Genomic DNA, 20,403 nt, shown 5'->3' on the forward strand with positions numbered 1-20,403 from the left:
CGTGAGGGCGTTTTTGATTTCGCAGGGAGTCTGTCTCTCTAGGCCATTCGTTTAGCTCTAGTAACGGCGGCCTTAGAAATTAACTGTCAAACAGAGTCAAGTACTCTTCATAGCCTTCTTTTTTCAACTGGCCTTTTGGAATGAAGCGCATAGCGGCAGAGTTCATGCAGTAGCGCAGGCCAGTTGGGGCAGGGCCATCAGTAAACACGTGACCTAGATGAGAATCGCCGAATCGACTACGTACTTCTGTGCGTGTGTAGAGCAACTTATTGTCGTCGTGCAGCGTTACGTACGCGTAGTTAATTGGTTTGGTAAAACTTGGCCAACCAGTGCCTGAGCGATATTTGTCGGTTGATGAAAACAGCGGTTCACCAGAAACGATATCCACATAGATACCTTCTTCTTTATTATCCCAATACGCATTATCAAAGGGCTTTTCAGTACCATCTTTTTGAGTCACGTAGTATTGAATGTCAGTTAGACGCTTCTTGATTTCACTGTCGCTCGGTTTTTCGTATGAACGAACCGAACTCACTAAGTTTGCTTCATCAATAAGCTGGCGCAGAGTTTTTGGATTCTCTTCGCGGTCGCCACCAAAGATGTCATCCAAGTATTGGTCGCGACCGGATGCATAACGGTAGTAGTTGTAACGGATTTTATTTCGTTTGTAGTAATCTTGATGGTAGTTTTCCGCTACCCAAAACTCTTTATATTCAATAAGCTCTGTTTTCAGAGGTTTCTTGAATACTCCTAGAGCTTCAATTTCCGCCATGAAGTTTTCGGCAATCATCTTCTGCTCTTGGTTGTGATAGAAAACAGCAGGGCGATAGTGGCGGCCTCTATCTACAAACGAACCTTGGTCGTCAGTTGGATCAATATGACGGAAGAACTGGTCAAGAACTTGTTCATAGGTAACGACCTCTGGGTCGAAACGCACTTGAATCACCTCAATGTGGCCTGTTTTTCCCGATGAGACTTGCTTATAGGTTGGATTTTCAACATCACCACCCGCATAGCCAGAGACAACATCGATAACCCCTGGTAATTTTTCTAAGTCTGATTCGGTACACCAAAAGCAACCACCCGCAAGTGTAGCGACATCGCCACCTTTTATTTGTGATGCATTAGACGTTGCAACTGCGCCACCAAATGAGAACCATACTCCAACGGCGGCAAGCAGAGATAAGGCAAATGCTTTCGAAACAATCTTCATTTTTGATACTCCGTTCAATGGTTATCTATTAAGAACGGATACGACAAGATTTAATTTCAAGATTAATAGATTGAATAAAAAGATTGATAATGTGATTGGTTCGTCGTGTCACTGCGACTCGTTAGTAAGAGGGATGGATACCCCAAATCCACAGCCTCCCGTAATAGGCTGGTAGCATTGGATATGCCTTTAAGTCCTTGGGTGACGAGGTTGTAAACGAGGTTGAGTCCTAAGCCTTTACTGCCTTTACCTCTTGCTGTGGTAACGAATGGGTCAAAGATATGATCTTGGACTTCTTCAGAAACACCTTTGCCGTTGTCTTCTAGCTAAGTTCAAGCTCATGCTCGTGAACAATGCCAACGATGAGGATTTCATCCGTGTCTTCGTTGGATAACCCGTGTTCTAGTGCGTTAAACACCAAGTCTTCAACAACTTGACCAAGCTGTGAAGTATTTAGCGTAACTTTTGAATTTGTCGGAAACACTTCCACGGCGACATTAGGCATTTTGGGAGGGCCGAAGTTGTCACACGCGAGAGTGACTGTATCTTCCAACCATTTTTGCAAAAGTATTTCCTCTGTTTGCCTGAACTGTGTTTCGTGAATAGAGAGTCTCTTGAATTGAGCAACGAGTTCCGCCATTTTATCGGTATTGCTAGCGATGATCTGATTTGTTTCCATAGAGTTCTGGATAAACTCATCGAAATCAGACTCTGAGAGTTGACCGTTGGTGAGCTGTTCCTTGAAGTCCTCGAGCATGTCAGGCTGAACGCTAGAGGCCATTTTAATGTTGCCTAACGGTGTATTAAGCTCGTGGGACATGCCGATAACAAGTTGAGCGATGGAGCCTTGTTTTTCTGCTTCGACAAGTTGCTCTTGTGCTTCCTGCAGCTCATCTAAGGTTTTTTGCAGATGGTAGCGTTTTTCATTGAGCATGGCTGTACGTTCAAGCACTTTTTGCTCAAGGTGCGTGTTGGCTTGCTTAAGCTCAGTTTGCGCTTTCGATAGCTCGGCCGTTCGTTTTTCTATTTTGCTTTCAAGGTTGGCGTTGAGCTTGATGATCTCTTCTTCTGCATGTTGACGTTTTATGAACTCACCCAGTAGTGAGCCGAACAACCGCAAAGTGTGACTTTGATAGGTATGGAAGGGTTTGTGGTTAAGTAAGTTGTCACAGGCAATCCAGCCAATGACCTCATCGTCATCCCAAATGGCAAGGGCGGCGTTCCAGCCTTTACCGACTTCATCGATCTCACCAATCTGTTCACCAAACTCATACAGCTCAACGTCATGCCAGACACACACTTTGCCTTTGGTGGACATCTCGCGAATGACTTCTTTAACATCATCAAGCATAGGTGCTTCAAAATCGGCTTCTGATCGGACATTGCCCACTTCATCAGTCCCCCAAGTACCAAGCATCCAATCTCTTTCTTTATCAATCATAAGTATACCCATTCGGTCAATATCGAGATGGGTTAAACAGGCGTTAACTGCAATTCGGTAAAGGTCATCAAGTGATTCGGCCCTTGATAACTCTATAGAGATCTCGTGAATCAGGAACAGCTGATGATAGAAGGCTTTTGCATGTTCGCTATCGGCCTCTAGTTCAGCGGATGCGTCATCAGAGTAGGTGATGAGCTTACTCATTTAACCCACCAAAGTATGTCATTTGATATTCTCTTGGTTAAACGGGTAGGCGTCTGTGCGCGCCTACCCAATATATTGTTCATGCTCAATGAGCCAATTTGCCCGTTACAGTTTGAATTTAGATACCATCTGTTCGAGTTCTTCTACTTTTCGGTATAGCTCATTAATTGCTACGGCACCATCTTGAGTGCTCTTAACCGAACTGTCTGCAATTTGGCTTATGGTTGTGATGTCACGTGACATCTCCTGCGTCGCTAGGGCTTGTTCGTTACCCGCCGTCGCGATGAGATCAATCATGCTATTCACATCTTTGGCCCTTGCAACAATTTGGACTAGGGCATCGCCCGCAGAGTTGGATAGCGACACACCTTCGGCGACGAGCTGTGTGCCTTCGCTCATTCGTGTGACAGCTTGGCGCGTTTCATTTTGGATCGACGTAATCAAGGTGCTGACTTCTTCTGTCGCCTTTGAAGTTCGTTCAGCAAGTCCACGAACTTCGTCTGCTACCACCGCGAAGCCACGGCCTAAGTCGCCAGCGCGAGCTGCCTCGATTGCTGCGTTAAGAGCGAGTAGGTTAGTTTGCTCTGCAATGTCGTTAATAACTTGAATAACGTTACCAATCTCTTCACCGCGTTTGCCTAAGCTGTCTACAGTATCGGCGGTTTCGTTCACGACATCGGAAATGCGGTTCATACCCGTTACCGTTTCTTGCATTAAATCTCCGCCATTGGTCGCTTCTTCGCCCGCCATTTTGGCGTTTTTCTGCCGCTTCTTTGCTTTGGTCTGCGACTTGATTTACCGTCACGGTCATTTCCTCAACGGCGCTGGCAATCATAGTGGCTTTATCCGCTTGCTCTTGAATGCCATCGGCTACCTGTCGGCTAGTTTGGTCAACAAGTTGGGTGTTGTTGGAGACTTCAGAGGCCACTGCTGTGATGTTCGAAATGACGGTTTTTAACGAATCTTGCATACTGTCAATGGCGCGGGCGAGGTCACCGATTTCATCTTTATTGCTTTCGTTAATGGGTGGATTAGACAAATCTCCGTTTGAGATTGTTTGTGCGCGCTCTGATATCACACTCAGACGTTTTCTAATGATACGCGAAAGAGTGATTGCTACTGCTAAGCCGATAACAATGGCCAATACACCGTTGACCACCAGCCAAAATACGATCACAGACATGTTGTCGTTAAGTGCTTTTAAGGCACTTATTGAGTCGTCGCGCTCTTCTTGTGCTGAGCTGTCGAGAATATCTTCTATAGGGCCAATTATTTCGTGTTCGAGTTGGTCGACAAGTTGAATGGAGGAGTTCTTGTAGTAGGGGTTGTAGCCGTCAAAGACTTCTTGCGCCGTTTTAATGATTTCGAAGTAGTACTGCTCGATTTGGTTGATGTCTTTAACTTCGTTAGGTTTTTGCTCAAGAGGCTTTAATCTTTCTAGGTAATCCGAGAAAGAAGCAGCATCTTTATTGAACGCTTCTTTAGCTGTGGGATCACCCATGATATAAGCCGTTAACGATGAGATCATATCGCCAGCTTCATCAACCAACTCTAGGTAGTAGCGAACGCCTGGCAAATCATCGTTAAGAGATTCGTTCAAATCGGTCGTCTTATAGGCGTCTTGGAACTCGCCTTCTTTTAATTTATCCAGAAGTTGTTCTAATGGGATACCGACATTTTTGGTTAAGTCGGCAATTTTCTGTATCGCGACTTTCTCTGCCTGTGGGTCATAGCGAGCAAAGACATTCTTTTCTAGCTCGTCTATGTAGCGCTCGGCAAGGCCAATGATTTTGTCCATCTTCTCTATGTCTGAAGGTTTGCCAGATTCAAGAGGACGGAGGATTTTGTAGTAGTAATGAAATTCTTCTGCGTTTTCTTTGAAGCTTTGGTACTCGTCGGCTTCGCCACCCAGATATTCCAGGGCGTTTGTTTGCATGTCGCCCACTTCATCGAGGACATTTAGGTAAGCCAACACGCCGGGAACATCATCCGCTTCGATTTCCTTTGAGATGATGGCTGACTTGTTAACGACACTCCAAACGATAATAGCGAGTGTTAGGTTAGCGACAATGATTGTAGAGAAAGCTATGTATAACGCATGCGTTAGGCGAACATTCATCCTGAGTTCTCCATTTGATTCTCACATCGGACTTAACTAAGTATGGTGGGAATTAATGGAGTCGCAAACTTAGGACTGCATTTTATTGATATTTTTCTTTTTATCTCGGGTTTGATGGAGTGGATTAAGAAATAGGAAAGTGTTAGATACTAGGCTCTATAACGGCTCAGCCCCAGTTCTGTTAAAACTGGGGCTGAGAGAAGTAAGTGCTTAACTATGGTGGTTTGATTAACTTAAACCGACGATTTCGCCATTTTCGTCTAGGTCTAGATTCATGAAGGCAGGCTTCTCTGGAAGGCCCGGCATGGTCATGACATTGCCACACAACGCATAGACAAATCCTGCGCCCGCACAAAGCTTTAATTCGCGAATAGGGACATCGAAATCTGTTGGTGCGCCTTTAACTGAGCCATTAGTGGTAATCGACATTGGTGTTTTCGCGAAACAGACTGCTAAGTGTTCAAAACCGTCACGCTTAAGCGCGGCAAGCTGTTGAGTCGCTTTGTAGCTCAGTGTCATGTTGTTTGCGCCGTAACCCACTTCGGCAACTGCCATGAGTTTCTCTTCAATATTCTGGTTGAGTTGATACAAAGGCTTGAACTCAACTTCATGAGCGCATTGCTTAACGACTTTTTCAGCTAAGCGAACCGCGCCTTGGCCCCCTTTAACAAAGGCTTCACTGATCTCTACTTCTACATTATTTGGCAGAGATTCAACCATGGCTTTAAGCTGCTCAAGTTCAGCGTCACTGTCTTGTGGGAAGCGGTTGATTGCCACCACGGCAGGTACGCCATATTTGTTGACGTTGTTGATGTGCCATTTTAGGTTTTCGAAACCCGCAACCAGCGCCTTCTCATCACATTCAAACAGTGAATCTGGGATAGCTTGGCCAGGTTTGAAGTCATACAGGCCAGAGTTCGCTTTCAGGCCACGAAGCGTCGCCACAATCACCGCGCAATCAGGCGCTTTACCTGACGCTTGTGCTTTGATATTGCACGCTTTCTCAAAGCCCATGTCTGAACCAAAACCGCCTTCGGTTACGGTGAAGTCAGATAGCTTAGTGGCAATGTTATCGGCAATGATTGAAGAGTTGCCATGCGCGATGTTGGCAAACGGGCCTGCGTGGATAAGCGTTGGTACGCCTTCGAGTGTTTGCATCATAGTTGGCTCGATAGCATCTTTCATGCTTACTGCCATCGCACCAGCAACTTGAAGATCTTCAGTGGTGATAGGGTGTCCATCAATACTGTAAGCCACCACGATTCGGCCAATACGAGCGCGCAAATCTTTAATGTCTGAAGCAAGAGCAAGGATCGCCATTAGTTCAGAAGCCGCCGAGATATCGAAGCCGTCTTCACGCTCAAAACCATTGATGGTTTTGCTCACTTCGTTGCGGCCAACCGTCACCATGCGCAATGCGCGGTCGTTGTGGTCGACAACGCGTTTCCAAATTACATTTTGAGGGTCGATTTTAAGGGCTTTTAAACCAGCGCGCGCTTCAAAGTCTGCATAACCATTACGCTGTTCATGATAGATGCGCGCATCAATAGCGGCAGCCGCTAGGTTGTGCGCAGCCGTAACCGCGTGAATGTCACCGGTTAGGTGAAGGTTCAACTCTTCCATTGGCGCAACTTGCGAATAGCCGCCACCTGCTGCGCCACCTTTAACACCAAATACCGGACCCATTGATGGTTGGCGAATACACGCCATTACTGAGCGGCCTAGCTGCTTCAAACCTTGTGACAGTCCGATAGTGGTAACTGTCTTACCTTCACCCAATGGCGTTGGGGTGATGGCAGTCACCAAAACCAGTTTTCCTGTTTTGTTTTCTTTTAGGCGTGATAATGCATTGAGCGATACTTTCGCTTTGTGTGGTCCTTGAGTTTTAAACTCATCGTTTAGTAGTCCACTTTGAGTGGCAACGTGTTCAATTGGAAGCAATTTCGCAGAGCGACAAATATCGATATCTGACAGCATAAAACTCTCGCTAGGCAGCAAATGGTGGTAAGGAAAACGTTTGCGTGAGGATAATAGCGTTATTTTGTGCGATGTAAAGAGAAACTACGCGTATTACTTTCTGCGGCAGTAAATCTAACAGAAAAGCAACGTTTACCCAAATATTCGACAACGATTTGGGGTGATTTTGTAATAGAAAAAGCCCGATATCAGATGATATCGGGGCTTTGATTTACTGGTTAGTTAGCGAGTTATTTGCTAGCTGCTGCTTCTAGGCTTTGTAAACGGCTCTGCAGCATCATTACGTTTTGGTTGAAGTTACCCGGGTTTAGCACTTGGCTAGCTTGGAACGGGTAGTCTGCAACAGACTCTACGAATGGTTGGATTTGACCAGCAACTGGTACGAATAGCCACATGTTGTCTGCCATCCAACGTAGGTACATGCCTGATTCGTGTGGTGCTTTCTCAAATGGGTCAGCACGTAGGTGGACGATTTGAGGCCAGTTAGTTTGGAAGCGAACAGCATCAGTGATGTTACCTTCTTGTACCGCGAACGATACTTTGAAGTCGTTCCAACGTACTGCGTTTAGCTCAGCATCCGCAGAGAAGTAAAGCATTGACTCACGTGGGCCTTTCTCTTCTTTACCTTCGAAGTAAGGTAGGAAGTTGTAACCGTCTAGGTGAACACGCCACTGTTTGCCGTTGTAACGCGCGCCTTTGTCAGACTTTAGTTTTTCAACGACTTTATCATCGCCTGCTGCAGCAAGCAGTGTCGGGATCCAGTCTTTGTGGGACATGATGTCGTTGATCTTAGTACCCGGTTCAATTACACCAGGCCAACGAACAAGTTGAGGAACACGCATACCACCTTCAAATGTCGTGCCTTTCTCGCCGTGGAAGAAGGTCGCACCGCCATCTGGCCAAGATACTGTCTCAGCGCCGTTATCGGTAGAGTAGATAACGATAGTGTTGTCAGCAATGCCTAGGTCATCAAGCTTGTCTAGAAGGATACCAACGTGGTCATCATGCTCTAGCATACCGTCAGCATAGATAGAGATACCTGATGCGCCTTGGTATTTCTCTTGTAGACGAGTCCAAACGTGCATACGCGTCGTGTTATGCCAAATGAAGAACGGCTTGTCAGCTTTCACTGCACGCTCCATGAATCTAGAGACGCTTCAAGGAACTCTTCATCTGCAGTTTCCATACGCTTACGCGTCATTGGGCCAGTATCTTCAATCTTGCCGTCAGCCGTTGACTTGATCACGCCACGAGGACCAAATTGTGCACGGAACTCTGGATCTTGTGGGTAGTAGTAAGTTTCTGGCTCTTCTTCCGCGTTTAGGTGGTAAAGGTTACCGAAGAATTCATCGAAACCGTGAGCCGTTGGTAGATGTTTATCTTGGTCACCCATGTGGTTCTTACCAAACTGAGCCGTCATGTAGCCTTGTTCTTTTAGTAAGTCTGCAATGGTTGGTGCCCAATCAGGAATACCGTGGTCTGAACCTGGCATACCAATGGTTAGAAGGCCTGTACGGAATGGTTCTTGGCCTGTCAGGAACGCAGCACGACCTGCGGTACAAGATTGCTGACCGTAGTGGTCAGTAAACAGTGCGCCCTCATTTGCGATACGGTCAATGTTTGGGGTTTCGTAACCCATCATGCCGTTGTTGTACGCACCAATGTTAAAGATACCAATGTCATCACCCCAGATAGCTAGGATGTTTGGTTGATCTGCAGCAGCGGCAGCACCAGCTGTGGCGATAGTGCCCACACCCAGAGCAACCTTACTTACTAAGTTTGCCATATTGACTCCAATAGTGGATTTATTAGGTTTTACACTCAGCAAATCAATTTTGAGTTATGCCTGCTAAGTGGTTGGCAATACGGTAACGAATCGAACTATTTGGTGTCGCTTTATAATATTTATAACCAAAAGTAATAGTGTGATATGAATCAATAATATTAGGTTGTGAGTACACCAAAATCATTTCATCGATCACATTTAGTCGGTGAAATAGCAATGAGCAATACTGACTATAACCAATAGTTATCTCAGTAACAGATAGGATGAAGCCAAATACGAAACGTTAAGGCTTGCTATGTCTTCATCTTATGAGGTGTTCGCCTCAATCAACCATGCAGTGAAATCTCAAGTTATTGGCCAAGAATCTGTTGTACAGGCTTTATCGATAGCGCTTCTCACCAAAGGACATGTCTTACTTGAAGGTTTACCTGGTACTGCAAAGACCCGTTCAGTAAAGGCGTTGGCCGAAGCTTTAAATGCGGAGTTTGGTCGAATCCAGTTCACGCCCGACTTGCTACCATCGGATGTCACGGGAACCGAAATGTATCAAGAAGTGGCCGGAAAACCACAGCTTAGCTTTCAACAAGGTCCCATATTTAACAGTCTGGTTTTAGCTGACGAAATCAACCGAGCACCTGCTAAGGTACAAGCGGCTTTGCTTGAAGCAATGGCGGAATACACGGTGACTGTTGGTGGCGAAACCCATGCCTTGCCTGAGCTATTTATGGTTTTAGCAACCCAGAACCCAGTTGAGCAAGAGGGCACCTATCCGTTGCCTGAAGCGCAAATGGACCGCTTCATGATCAAAGTGAATGTGGATTACCCCGATGCGACATCAGAACGTGCAATCATTCAGCTAATGCGAGATGAAGAGCGGCGTGATGAAGAGCTGAGAGAGGATCAGTCAAAGAAAGAAGATAACTCGCAGACCATAAGCAAACTAACAATTGATCACCAAGTGGTGTTTGCGGCGCGCAGGGAAGTACAAGAGATAGCCGTTTCTGACTTGTGTGAAGAGTACATGGTCAACCTAATCATGGCGACGCGAGAGTCAGTACGCCAAAGCGAATCATTAAAGCAGTGGATCAGTGTGGGAGTGAGTCCTCGTGCGTCGATTGCTTTGGATAAGTGCTCACGTGCTCAAGCTTGGTTATCTGGCCGTGATCATGTGATTTTCGATGATATTCGCGACGTCGCTCATATGGTACTTGGTCACAGAATTACCTTAAGTTACGACGCCCTAGCCGATGGGATTAGTCAAAGTGACGTGGTGAATGAATTACTAGATTCAGTGCCAATTGGTTAAGGTTCACTCCATGACAAATCAAACCAGAGCGAAAAAAGTGCTAACCAAACAAGTGAATAGCGTCGGCCTCGATTCACGAATCGCCTGTGACTATAGTCGATTGGTGCGTTTACAAAGCCACGCATCAGCGGTGAGTCTGCTGCCAAGTCTTTTTGGCCGAACGGCGCTAAGTGGCCGTCATCAGTCAAAGCTTAGAGGTCGAGGGCTGAATTTCGAAGAGCTTAAGCAATATCAGCATGGGGACGACATTCGAAATCTCGATTGGAAAGTCACGTTGAGAACCGGAAAGCCCTACGTTCGTTCATACAGCGAGGAGAAAGACCGCAATGTGATGATTTGTGTGGATCTTCGTTCAAGCATGTTCTTTTCGACGACATCGGTGATGAAATCTGTGGTTGCCGCTGAAGTATTGTCACTGTTGTCATGGAGAACGCTGAAACAGGGTGATCGGGTCAACTGCATGCTGCTCTCCGATGACAAGGTCCGTTACGTCAAAGTTGCGCGGAATCGAAATGCGCTACTTAGCTTGCTCAAAATCGTTTCGCAAGAATCACAAAACCTAATGCAGTTAGGCTCGCATTCGAGTGACAAAAAAACACTCGCCGATGCGATGAAGGCGATCAGTCGAATTCAGCCTCGTAACGCGACGGTGGTTTTTATCAGCGACTGGCATGACGCTACAGAAGCCGATTTGAAACAAGCCAATCAACTGCAAAGGCATAATGATGTTATTCCTATCATTGTCAAAGACCCATTAGAAAATGAAATTCCCGATGCAATTAGCATGAGTTCTTGGTTAGTGGGCGATGGCGAACACCAGTTCACCTTACAAGGTAAAGGCCAACGTGAACGCGTCAATCAAGCCTTCAAACAACACCAAAGTCAAACAAACCGACATCTTGGGCGTCTAACCAACAGCAAGTCATTACCAGTTATCACACTGGACACGTATGGTGAACACCTTAACCAGCTGATACAACAGCTAGGAGGTCGTTAATGCACCATCAACCGCCTAGTACTTACATTCTACGTGAGCTCGCTGATGTGGAAGTGATGGATTCAGTGAGCTGGTGGCCACAAACCATCGGTTGGAAAGTGCTATTTGCTTTGCTCGTCATAGCGTTAGCCTACGTGGCATACAAATGCGGTCTTCACTGGTGGCAGAATCGATACCGACAGGAAGCATTGGATGCTCTTGCTAATATCCAGCCCAATAGCCATGCGGTTGGGCCACATTTTTTTAACGTGATAAAGGCCGTGCTGACCTATCTATCGCCTTCTTATGCAAAATTGATCAGTGAGCCATTCTTTGAACAACTAACAGAGATGTCGCCAGACATTCCTGAATTAGATGAGTCTGTTCGCGATGCTTGGATGACATCTCTTGTGAACCCTAATTTTGAGCTTAATTCTGAAGATGCCGTTATTCTTCAAAAGTATTGCCTAGCTTGGGTGAAGTACCATGTGGCTTACCATCAAACCGCAAACGAAAATAACCCGGATAGAGAGGCTCCATGTCAGCACTCGAATTAACTTATCCATGGTGGTTGTTAATACTGCCACTGCCGTTTGTCATTCATAAACTAGCACCCGCTTATCGAACGCAGCAACAGGCAACGAAAGTGCCATTTTTCGCTCAGATTATGCAGATATTGAATGAAACGCCACGCAAAGGTTCTAGCCAGCTTGAGCCTAGCATTTGGCAGCGAATTGCTTGATAGTGTGTTGGGTGTTAATGGTATTGGCATTAACGAAGCCCACGATCATTGGAGAGCCACAGGTACGCGAGCAATATGGTCGCGACGTTATGGTTGTGGTGGATCTTTCGGGCTCAATGGCCGAACAAGATTTTGTATCAACCGACGGGGAAACCGTCAATCGACTTGAGGCGACCAAGCAAGTCTTGGAAGAGTTTGTTTCGCTTCGAGAAGGTGACAGGCTCGGCCTGATTCTATTTGGCGACGCCGCCTTTGTTCAATCGCCATTTACCGCCGACCACTCTGTTTGGATGGAGCTGTTAGAGCAGACGGATGTTGCAATGGCGGGGCCAAGCACCGCGTTAGGTGATGCCATTGGCTTATCGATCAAAGTGTTTGAAGAGTCAAACAGCACCTCTGAGAAGGTTGTAATTATACTCACCGATGGCAACGATACGGGCAGTTTTGTTGAGCCTGTCGAAGCTGCTAAAGTCGCAGCCGCAAAAGATATTAAGATCCACATGATAGCAATGGGCGACCCTGAAACCGTGGGTGAGCAGGCGCTTGATATGGATGTCATCGAGCGTATCGCAAAGCAAACTGGAGGGGAGGCATTTCGAGCCCTAAACGGTGAAGAGCTCCTCACTGCTTACCAAATGATTAACGAGCTAGAACCCGTTTTGTTTGAAAGCGAAACTTATTGGCCAAAAGAGAGCTTGCATCACAAGTTGTTGGGTGCTGTGGTTCTTATCTACTTGCTTGCCTTTTCCCTTGTGCACGTTAGCCAGCGACTTTCTCTGCAGCTCAATCGTCAAAAGTCGAATGAGGACGTTGAAGAAAAGGAGCATGAACATGTTTGATAGCATCAATTGGCAGCTGTTTTTCCAACAATTCCATTTCATTAGGCCTTTATGGTTACTAGCGCTAATTCCTTTCTCATTCCTGTTTTATCAGCAGTGGAAGCGAGAGGCTGCGCCTTCATGGCAAACACTCTTACCTGAACATCTACAAAAAGCACTTTCCTTTGGTCAAACGGGTTGGAAAAGCAACCTTCCGCTTAAGCTGCTTGCTGTGTGTATCTTTACAGCGGTGATTGCGAGTGCGGGGCCTACCTGGAAACAACAAGCGTCTCCATTTGGAGAGGACAAAGCCAAAGTACTGTATGTGTTAGATACCAGTACCACCATGCTGCAAAAAGATGTACCGCCTAATCGATTAACACGCGCCAAGCAAAAAGTACAAGACCTACTGAGCATAAGACAAGGCGGCCAAAATGCGCTCATTGCCTACGCAGGTAGTGCTCATTTGGCGATGCCTATGACACAAGACAGCGCGGTATTTACGCCGTTCCTCTCTGCCTTAGAGCCAGATGTGTTACCGGTAAGTGGCAAACAGGCTTCAACGGCGATTCCCCTGATTGACTCGCTTCTAGCAGATACCTTGGGATCGAGCGTGGTATTGATCACTGACAGTCTTGATTCGCCATCTTTGGCTCAACTCAGTGACTATTTTTCGACGAGTTCCCACAAGCTGATTGTGTATAGCGTTCAAGCTATGAACGGGGAAGCGGACTACTCATTGCAAATCTTGGCGAAAAACAGTTCTGCTGACCTTGTTGAGATGACCACTGACCACAGAGATATTGAGCGCCTAGATCGCTTGGTTGAGCGAAACATGCAGTTAGGCAGTGACACGGATATGCCGTGGCAGGACATGGGGTATGGATTGATGATTCCGGTGACATTGATGATGCTGCTTTGGTTTAGAAAAGGGTGGCTGGTTAAATGGGCGTTGGTCATGGTGTTAGTAAATCCAGCATGATGACGCCATCAGCTCAAGCGTCAGAGAACAATGGCGACTCACCCGTCACCGTGCAAATTGAACAATCTGAAAATGACAGTTCGCATAATCGAGTGACTCAGTGGTGGTTAGACTTGTGGATGACACAAGATCAACAGGCGCAGTGGGCGTTTGAAAAAGGTGACTACCTAAAGGCTGCAGAGCTCTTTACCGAACCAATGCGTAAAGGTGTCGCTTATTACTACGGGCGAAACTATGTCGAGTCTCACGCTGCGTTCATTAGCTCTGGTGACCCTGTTGGTTACTACAATGCTGCATCTGCTTTGGCAAGGCAAAGAGAGTATCCAGCAGCACGACAACTTTTACTGGACCTACTTGAATCCGATAAATTGCCGCAAGAATACATCGGTAAAGCAGAACAAAATATTTCAGTGTTGGATTACATCATTGGTGAGATAAATCGAACCAGTGAAGATCAAATGAATACCACAGATGGTGCAGAAGAGTCATTCGAGCTCGGCGATAATCCGCAAACCAGTGACGGTGCGGAGGAAACTGTCACCCAAGATTTGTTAGTGGAAGAATCTCTAAACGCCAATGAAATATTGGGCAGTGAAGAGCTTGCTTTGCGCTGGTTAGAGCGTGTTGAATCTGAGCCTAAGCTGTTTCTACAAAACAAGTTTTATCTGCAGCTAGAATCCAATACAGCGGCCCAAAAATACAAGGCTACGACCAAAGAAAGTCAAGGAGCGCATCAATGAGGATCAGAACCTTTTTGCAAAATCCTACTTCTTCAAGGATCGCTCCTAGTGGGGTAGTCCTTTCATGGCTAGCCCCTTTAAGAATAGTTGTTTTGCTCTTTTCTCTTATTTTACTCACATCTGGCGTAGTTCAAGCTGACGAATGGATAGGTGACGCTTCAGAAGCCAAGTCGAAACAAGACTACTCGCAAATGATTGAACTAAAAGGTTGGCTTGGCAGAAAAGCGCCGATCGAGTTAGAAGAAACGCCGACCATAAAAGAAGTGTCGACGACAGAGCAAGTCATTATGACTATCGAGATAGCAACGCCACGTTGGTTTACTGGCGCAACGCAAATAACGCCATTTGAGATCCCCAATGTTATCTCTATGCAGCGCAGTCAGTTTGCAACTAACATGACTGAGCGACATGACGGTGTCACATGGTCGAAACAGCGTTGGGAGATCACCTTTTATCCTTTGGTTAGCGGAAGAGTAGTGATTCCATCCACACCCGTGGAAGTGCAATTTTCGGCCGCAACTAATCAAAATATTGTCGCCACGCTTCATACGCCCCCTTTGTCATTTAATGCGCTACTGCCAGACGGCAAGTTAGCCCAAGATGAAAAGTGGTTGGCTTCAAGCGAGCTGAATATTAGTCAAGAATGGGCTGTTATTGCTCAAGAGCAGTCAGGCCGTGATGAGGCGAATAATGATGGCATGCTGACAGTCGGTGATGCAATCGTGCGCCGAGTGAACATCTCGGCAAATAACACGCTGTCGATATTGATTCCGGATGTTCTTACAGATCAAAGCACCGCTCATTATGAAAGCTATCTTACTCCAAGTCAGTTGAGTGACAGTCAGACTCGTGGCCGTTATGTCTCTACTCGCGCAGAGGAGCAAACTTTGATTCTCCAAACAGGCGGCGAGGTGACCTTACCCAGTTATACGTTGCGTTGGTGGAACACTGAAAAGCAGCAGTTGGAAACGGAAGTTATTGAAGGCAAAACTGTGATTGTTTCGCACACATTCGCGTCTTTTCTCGCGGCCTATGGCCAAACGATATTGCTTGGCCTAATCGTCACTCTTGCTTTGATTATTGTGCTTTGGTGGGCGGTTCGTCGCTATCGAACACATCCACTGCCTGCGGATCTTGAACTGGTTAAGATGGGTCTAATGGGCAACGATACGCAGGCTCGTCGGTTGGTTTACAAAAAACTTAGAGTCGCGACAGGCTGGCCTACTTTAATGAATGGTAGCCCTAAAGGTCATGACCAAACAAAACCTAGCATGGTACAGGCGAATGAAGCACGATCTTCGGGTTCGGAGAGTGGACTCGATATTCCACCGGAGAATTTCGCTGAATACCGTTTTCAAACTCAACATTTGACCAAGCGGTTATTGTTCTTGGTCTGGAGGCGATTAAGAACAAGGCTAAGTGGTGAATCAATGGACTCCACTAAGAACACAGACAAATTTAAGATTCCTAAAGCATTGGATCTTGATTGACGAAGTTGGTTTCGCCCAGTCACAGATCGAACCCAAAACGACATAACTAGAAGGCTTGGATAATCATAATTGTCTGAGCCTTTGTCATATCACCGTCTAACGTCAAAAAACACCAAGCGGTTAGGCACTTATGGATATGTTTGTTAGGATAAATGAAGAGGCACAACGCCTAAATGGTGATAACTAAAATATGAAAAATACCGAACTTAACCTAATTCCCGTCTTTGTCGCGATATATGAAGAATGCAGCTTGTCGAAAGCCGCCGCTCGGCTTGAGATCAGTCAGCCAGCGGTGAGTAAGGCATTGGCTCGACTGCGTGATATTTATGAAGACTCGCTGTTTCATCGTTCGAGCAGTGGAGTAGAGCCAACCAGCTTTGCGGCTGAAATTTACCCTGCTATGGCCACTGCACTTAAGAACTTTCAGTCGACATTGAGTTCGTCGCGCGATTTTGATCCAACCGAGTCTAATCGTGTTTACTCCATTGCCTGCTTGGCATCCATTGCCAACCATCTAATGCCAACGCTATTTAACGCCATGCGACAGATATCGCCTAATGTTCGTTTGGAAGTGCACCCCTTGTTCACCGCGGATTACGAAGCGGATTTAAGGCTCGAAAAATACGATCTCATCATTGATATGGAACCTATGGGTCGTAGCGTGTTAAAGCATGAAGTGATCGCCAAAGGCAATTTTGCAGTGTGCTGCCGTGCTGACCACCCGCGGATTCAAGGTGAGGTAACGCTCGAAGATTTTTATCGTGAAGAACATATTGCCATTGCCCGTTGGCACAATCGCCAGCACGTTATGACAAGTCTAGGAATTGAGCCATTAGAAAAGCGTAAAGTGGCGTACACATCACCAGGTGTGATGGAGGCCATTCCTATGCTGGAGGTGACGGATTGCTTGGCGTTCTTGCCGTCATTCTGTATCACCTATATGCAGCAGCTTTACAATATCAAAGCGTATCCAGTGCCTTTTGAAATGCCCAATCAGAACGTTGCCGCTATTTGGCACCCAAGCCGTAATCAAGATGCCAGCCACCAATGGTTGCGTACCAAATTGATTGAAGCATCGAACAGTCTGGAATGGTAAATGTTGCTTAGGCAAATATAGATAAGAATAAGAAAAGGGCCGTTTGGCCCTTTTTGCTATTCGTTGTTGTGGCTAACCCTAGTCAACATCTTTAACTAAACGCAGCCCCATGTCCGACATGATGATTGATTGCGAAGCGAAGTCGCGACGGAAATTCTCTGAGCGTTCAGCCTCATAAGCAAAGCTTCCGCCTCGTACAGATTTGTGGGCGAGATGAACAGCACTGTCTTTTTGATTCGAAGGGTTGTCAGTTGGCCCAAAGCGGTAAAAAGTATCATCAAAGGCATCAATAACAAACTCGCCTACGTTACCCGTCATATCATACAAACCTAATTCATTGGGTGCCTTTAACCCAACTGGATGGGCGCGGTTATTGGAGTTCCCAGCGTACCAAGCCACTTCATCAATATTGTCTGAACCAGCGTAAGTGTATCCAAGGCTCTTATGTCCACCTTTTGCGGCGTATTCCCATTCTGCTTCAGTAGGTAAACGGTAGTTTTCACCAGTTAACTCATTTAACTGTTCAACAAAGTAAACCGCGTGCTGCCAGCTCAGATTGTTGACCGGCACTTGAGGATCTTGGAAAAAGCTCATTGAAGATCCCATCACGCTATTAAACAACTCTTGTGTTACTTCGAACTTAGAGATGTAAAAGCTATCGACAGTGACCACCTTTGCTGGTTTTTCAGCTGCGAATTGGCTCTCATCTGAACCACGCACATATTCGCCTCCATGAACAAGCACCATGTCTTGGTTTATTTTGACGGCGATTGGGTGTTCAACCGTTGATGCGCATCCTGCTGTAATCAATAACATAGCGATAGGGGTAAGAAGAGCCTTTCGGCTTACGTTCATCATTGTATTACCTCTGGTAAGTAGGGTGCGAGTACCACCGAAAGGAGAACGGGCAAGGTGATACGAAACGAGAGTAAAGCTACCACATATCAACATGCCTAAAAGTTATAATGGGTATAACAAGCTGAATTTATAGGCAGTCGTTATGATTGAGCCTGTTTCCAATAACAGGTTGATGTTTATGTCTAATACTCAAGCTCCTATTACTCAGCAGCCATTTCCTAAAAGTAAAATGTACAAAGGCAAAGCCTCTAAACGTTTACATGTGATGGCTAAGCCTATTGGCGCTGTGTGTAATATTGATTGCAAATATTGCTATTACCTCAGTAAACAGGACTTATTGGAGTACAAAAAAGACTGCTCACCAAAAATGAACGACGAAATGTTAGAAGCTTATATTCGTCAGTACATTGAAGTGCAGAACACACCGGAAATTATCTTTTCTTGGCAGGGCGGGGAACCGACCATGCTAGGCCTTCCTTACTTTGAAAAAATCGTTGAGTTTCAGAAGAAGTATCAACCAGAAGGCGTCACGATTTCTAACGACTTGCAGACAAATGGTACTTTACTCAACGACAAATGGTGTGAGTTCTTAAAAGCAAACAACTTCCTCGTAGGCCTCAGTATTGATGGGCCTGAGATGTTGCACAATGCCTACCGAACCAACAGAGCGGGCAAAGGTACGTTCAAGCAAGTTATGGCTGCAGTGGAGCTATTACACAAACATGAAGTGAGGTTTGCCACGTTAACGTGTGTGAATAACCTAACCAGCCAAAATGCGCTGGAAATCTATCGCTTTTTGCGTGACGAAGTGAAGTCACCTCAAATGCAGTTTATTCCTATTGTTGAGCAGAAATCGTTCCGAACAACCGCACCACAAACGTGGAGCGTTAATGAACAGCCAATGCAAGGTGACAAGCGACTCATTCCGGGTAATGCCAACTCGATTATGGAGCCGTGGTGTGTGTCTGATCACGCGTGGGGTAACTTCCTGATTACTATCTTCGATGAGTGGGTACAACATGATATCGGCAAAGTGTTTGTTCAATATTTTGAAGCCAGTCTAGAAGCGTGGATGGGGCGTCGTAATCCGCTTTGTACTTTAAGCGATTTGTGTGGCAAAGGGCTAGCAATGGAGCCCAATGGCGACGTGTTTACCTGTGACCACTATGTGTATCCAGAATACAAAATTGGCAATATTCATCACGACAAACTCGACAAAATGGCGTTTAGCAAAAGCAGCAAGATTTTGGTTTTGGCAAGTCAAGAACGTTAACGAATCAATGCCAAGCGTGTGATTATCGATTCGCATGTCATGGCGAATGCCCGAAGAATCGCTTTATCAGAACGAAAAGTGGCGAGCAGGGCCTCAATTATCTGTGTGCCGGTTGGCATAAGTTTTTTTCGCACATCGATAAATCGATGGCCTACATATTGCGAAGTGCAAAACATCCTGTCGCTCATGGAAAGTACAGTGATAAACATCTACAAGCCTACTTAGAACAAAGAAAGGCAGCAACATTCCAAACTCGCTTCTAGCGCGTGGGAAGAGGTAAACCATGAGTAAGATGAAAATGATCCCTTTGCTCGTCATGACTGCCATGATGAGCCAATCAGTAACCGCAAACAACAATGTAGAAGTGGTGAGCAAACCTCCTGTTGAATCTGCGACTCCTTCGTTGGCTGGAGCAACAGACGCAGCAGCGCTCGCTTACGCGGCTCAAGACATTCGTCTATCTGACGAAGAACGCGCAGAGGCCATTAGAGCCTTGGGTACACAACCCAGTCAAAATGGTTTGGTGGCGGTCACGCGAGCGGTGAAAGATGAAAGTGCCACCATTCGAGAAGCCGCGATCATTGGCGCATCGCCCTATCAATTAGAGCATCGATGGAGAATGCTATCTCCGTTATTAACAGATACAGAAGCTTCTGTCAGGCTATCAGCCGCTACTGCATTTGCTCAAGATTTTCCTCAGTTAAATGAAGCGCAAAAAGAGTTACTAAATGAGCCTTTGCACGAGTTAGTAGGGCAATTAAGTTCGATGGGTGATGCAGAATCTCAACTTATGTTGGCTGATGTTTATCGTTGGACGGGAGACTATCAACAAGCGCAGAGCTACTACGAAAACTTAGTGGATACGATGCCAATGGAGTCGCAGGTGTGGCTTGGCTATGCAGACAACTACCGTGCGCAGAATAAAAACAGTGAGGCGATTGAAGTGTTGGACACAGCAATCAAAAAATTGCCAAATCACGCCAACCTACACTATTCAAAATCATTAGCATTGGTACGAATTGATGATAAAGCGGCGGCTGCAACGGAAATGGATCAAGCGGCAAATCTCGCAAACAATAACAGCTACTTTTGGTATTTGAATGGCGTGCTGCAAGAGCCACTAGCGATAGACAAATCGACACAATCGTTTGAAAAAGCCTATGCCCTGTCAGGTGCACCAGAACATCTTTATGCACTGTGTGATATCTACGTTAGACACAACAATGATTATGCCGACGACTGTATGGAAGCACTAGGTAAAATCGCACCGCCGCTTGTGATTGAAGAACTCAACGCCAAACGTAATCCAAAAGGTTAGTCGGCCTAGATTTTCCTTCGAAGTTAAAAATGCCCCTGCCAATAAGCAGGGGCATTTACATTTG

General features: G+C 46.0%; 10 protein-coding genes and 7 pseudogenes. 10 read left to right on the plus strand and 7 right to left on the minus strand.

Translation table 11 applies throughout. From position 1 onward, the window contains the following. Positions 1 to 79: 79 nt before the first annotated feature. The 6 genes and pseudogenes from msrB to UA76_RS15400 all read right to left on the minus strand — a co-directional run bounded on the left by msrB (position 80) and on the right by UA76_RS15400 (position 8,740). Positions 80 to 1,231 (minus strand): peptide-methionine (R)-S-oxide reductase MsrB, encoded by a 1,152-nt coding sequence (gene msrB, locus UA76_RS15380; protein ID WP_420340924.1) that lies wholly within the window; start codon positions 1,229 to 1,231, stop codon positions 80 to 82. 44 nt (positions 1,232 to 1,275) lie between these two features. Continuing rightward, a complete protein-coding gene (locus UA76_RS24830; protein ID WP_238322321.1) occupies positions 1,276 to 1,494 on the minus strand; it encodes a hypothetical protein in 219 nt (72 codons plus the stop codon). Positions 1,495 to 1,535: 41 nt separating this feature from the next. Further along, complete coding sequence (locus tag UA76_RS15385) at positions 1,536 to 2,858, minus strand: sensor histidine kinase (RefSeq protein ID WP_238322317.1); 1,323 nt, start codon at positions 2,856 to 2,858, stop codon at positions 1,536 to 1,538. 105 nt (positions 2,859 to 2,963) lie between these two features. After that, positions 2,964 to 4,977, minus strand: a pseudogene (locus tag UA76_RS15390) (methyl-accepting chemotaxis protein). A gap of 228 nt (positions 4,978 to 5,205) precedes the next feature. After that, the gene (locus UA76_RS15395) at positions 5,206 to 6,954 is read right to left on the minus strand and encodes a formate--tetrahydrofolate ligase (RefSeq protein ID WP_047047914.1); all 1,749 of its coding nucleotides are present in this window, start codon (positions 6,952 to 6,954) and stop codon (positions 5,206 to 5,208) included. Positions 6,955 to 7,184: 230 nt separating this feature from the next. Continuing rightward, a pseudogene (locus UA76_RS15400) lies at positions 7,185 to 8,740 on the minus strand (arylsulfatase). A 295-nt stretch (positions 8,741 to 9,035) separates the two neighbouring features. Between UA76_RS15400 and UA76_RS25705 the strand changes: the two are divergent. From UA76_RS25705 to UA76_RS15435, 8 genes and pseudogenes are all read left to right on the plus strand, one after another. After that, positions 9,036 to 9,614, plus strand: a pseudogene (locus tag UA76_RS25705) (AAA family ATPase); the annotation flags it as partial. 87 nt (positions 9,615 to 9,701) lie between these two features. Next, positions 9,702 to 10,046, plus strand: a pseudogene (locus UA76_RS25710) (AAA family ATPase); the annotation flags it as partial. A 10-nt stretch (positions 10,047 to 10,056) separates the two neighbouring features. Then, positions 10,057 to 11,043 carry a DUF58 domain-containing protein gene (locus UA76_RS15410; protein WP_047047921.1) on the plus strand — a complete coding sequence of 329 codons (987 nt, stop codon included), beginning with the start codon at positions 10,057 to 10,059 and terminating at the stop codon, positions 11,041 to 11,043. After that, entirely contained in the window at positions 11,043 to 11,579 is a 537-nt protein-coding gene (locus UA76_RS15415) for a DUF4381 domain-containing protein (RefSeq protein ID WP_052772071.1), read from the plus strand. Before UA76_RS15410 ends, UA76_RS15415 begins: the two co-directional genes overlap by 1 nt. Beyond that, a pseudogene (locus UA76_RS15420) lies at positions 11,561 to 12,603 on the plus strand (vWA domain-containing protein). The gene UA76_RS15415 and the pseudogene UA76_RS15420 overlap by 19 nt, the downstream one beginning before the upstream one ends. Further along, positions 12,596 to 14,304 (plus strand): annotated as a pseudogene (locus UA76_RS15425) (VWA domain-containing protein). The pseudogenes UA76_RS15420 and UA76_RS15425 overlap by 8 nt, the downstream one beginning before the upstream one ends. Before the next feature lie 92 nt (positions 14,305 to 14,396). Continuing rightward, a complete protein-coding gene (locus UA76_RS15430; protein ID WP_162198958.1) occupies positions 14,397 to 15,794 on the plus strand; it encodes a BatD family protein in 1,398 nt (465 codons plus the stop codon). 190 nt (positions 15,795 to 15,984) lie between these two features. Then, positions 15,985 to 16,890: a LysR family transcriptional regulator gene (locus UA76_RS15435; protein ID WP_047047922.1), complete on the plus strand. Its 906-nt coding sequence runs from the start codon at positions 15,985 to 15,987 to the stop codon at positions 16,888 to 16,890. A gap of 78 nt (positions 16,891 to 16,968) precedes the next feature. Here the strand turns inward: UA76_RS15435 and UA76_RS15440 are convergent, their stop codons facing one another. Then, positions 16,969 to 17,748 (minus strand): formylglycine-generating enzyme family protein, encoded by a 780-nt coding sequence (locus tag UA76_RS15440; protein ID WP_047047925.1) that lies wholly within the window; start codon positions 17,746 to 17,748, stop codon positions 16,969 to 16,971. Between the two features lie 178 nt (positions 17,749 to 17,926). On the opposite strand from UA76_RS15440, the pseudogene UA76_RS15445 reads away from it, so the two are divergent. Next, a pseudogene (locus UA76_RS15445) lies at positions 17,927 to 19,284 on the plus strand (anaerobic sulfatase maturase). Between the two features lie 20 nt (positions 19,285 to 19,304). Beyond that, complete coding sequence (locus UA76_RS15450) at positions 19,305 to 20,339, plus strand: tetratricopeptide repeat protein (RefSeq protein WP_047047928.1); 1,035 nt, start codon at positions 19,305 to 19,307, stop codon at positions 20,337 to 20,339. Positions 20,340 to 20,403 lie beyond the last annotated feature (64 nt).

The organism is Vibrio mexicanus (assembly GCF_001012815.1).
In the GTDB taxonomy this organism is placed as follows: domain Bacteria; phylum Pseudomonadota; class Gammaproteobacteria; order Enterobacterales; family Vibrionaceae; genus Vibrio; species Vibrio mexicanus.

Bases quoted from the DNA above. Each gene is read 5' to 3' on its own strand.
- UA76_RS15385 (WP_238322317.1), bottom strand. From the start codon at position 2,858: ATGAGTAAGCTCATCACCTACTCTGATGACGCATCCGCTGAACTAGAG.
- UA76_RS15395 (WP_047047914.1), bottom strand. From the start codon at position 6,954: ATGCTGTCAGATATCGATATTTGTCGCTCTGCGAAATTGCTTCCAATT.
- UA76_RS15410 (WP_047047921.1), top strand. From the start codon at position 10,057: ATGACAAATCAAACCAGAGCGAAAAAAGTGCTAACCAAACAAGTGAAT.
- UA76_RS15415 (WP_052772071.1), top strand. From the start codon at position 11,043: ATGCACCATCAACCGCCTAGTACTTACATTCTACGTGAGCTCGCTGAT.
- UA76_RS15435 (WP_047047922.1), top strand. From the start codon at position 15,985: ATGAAAAATACCGAACTTAACCTAATTCCCGTCTTTGTCGCGATATAT.
- UA76_RS15440 (WP_047047925.1), bottom strand. From the start codon at position 17,748: ATGATGAACGTAAGCCGAAAGGCTCTTCTTACCCCTATCGCTATGTTA.
- UA76_RS15450 (WP_047047928.1), top strand. From the start codon at position 19,305: ATGAGTAAGATGAAAATGATCCCTTTGCTCGTCATGACTGCCATGATG.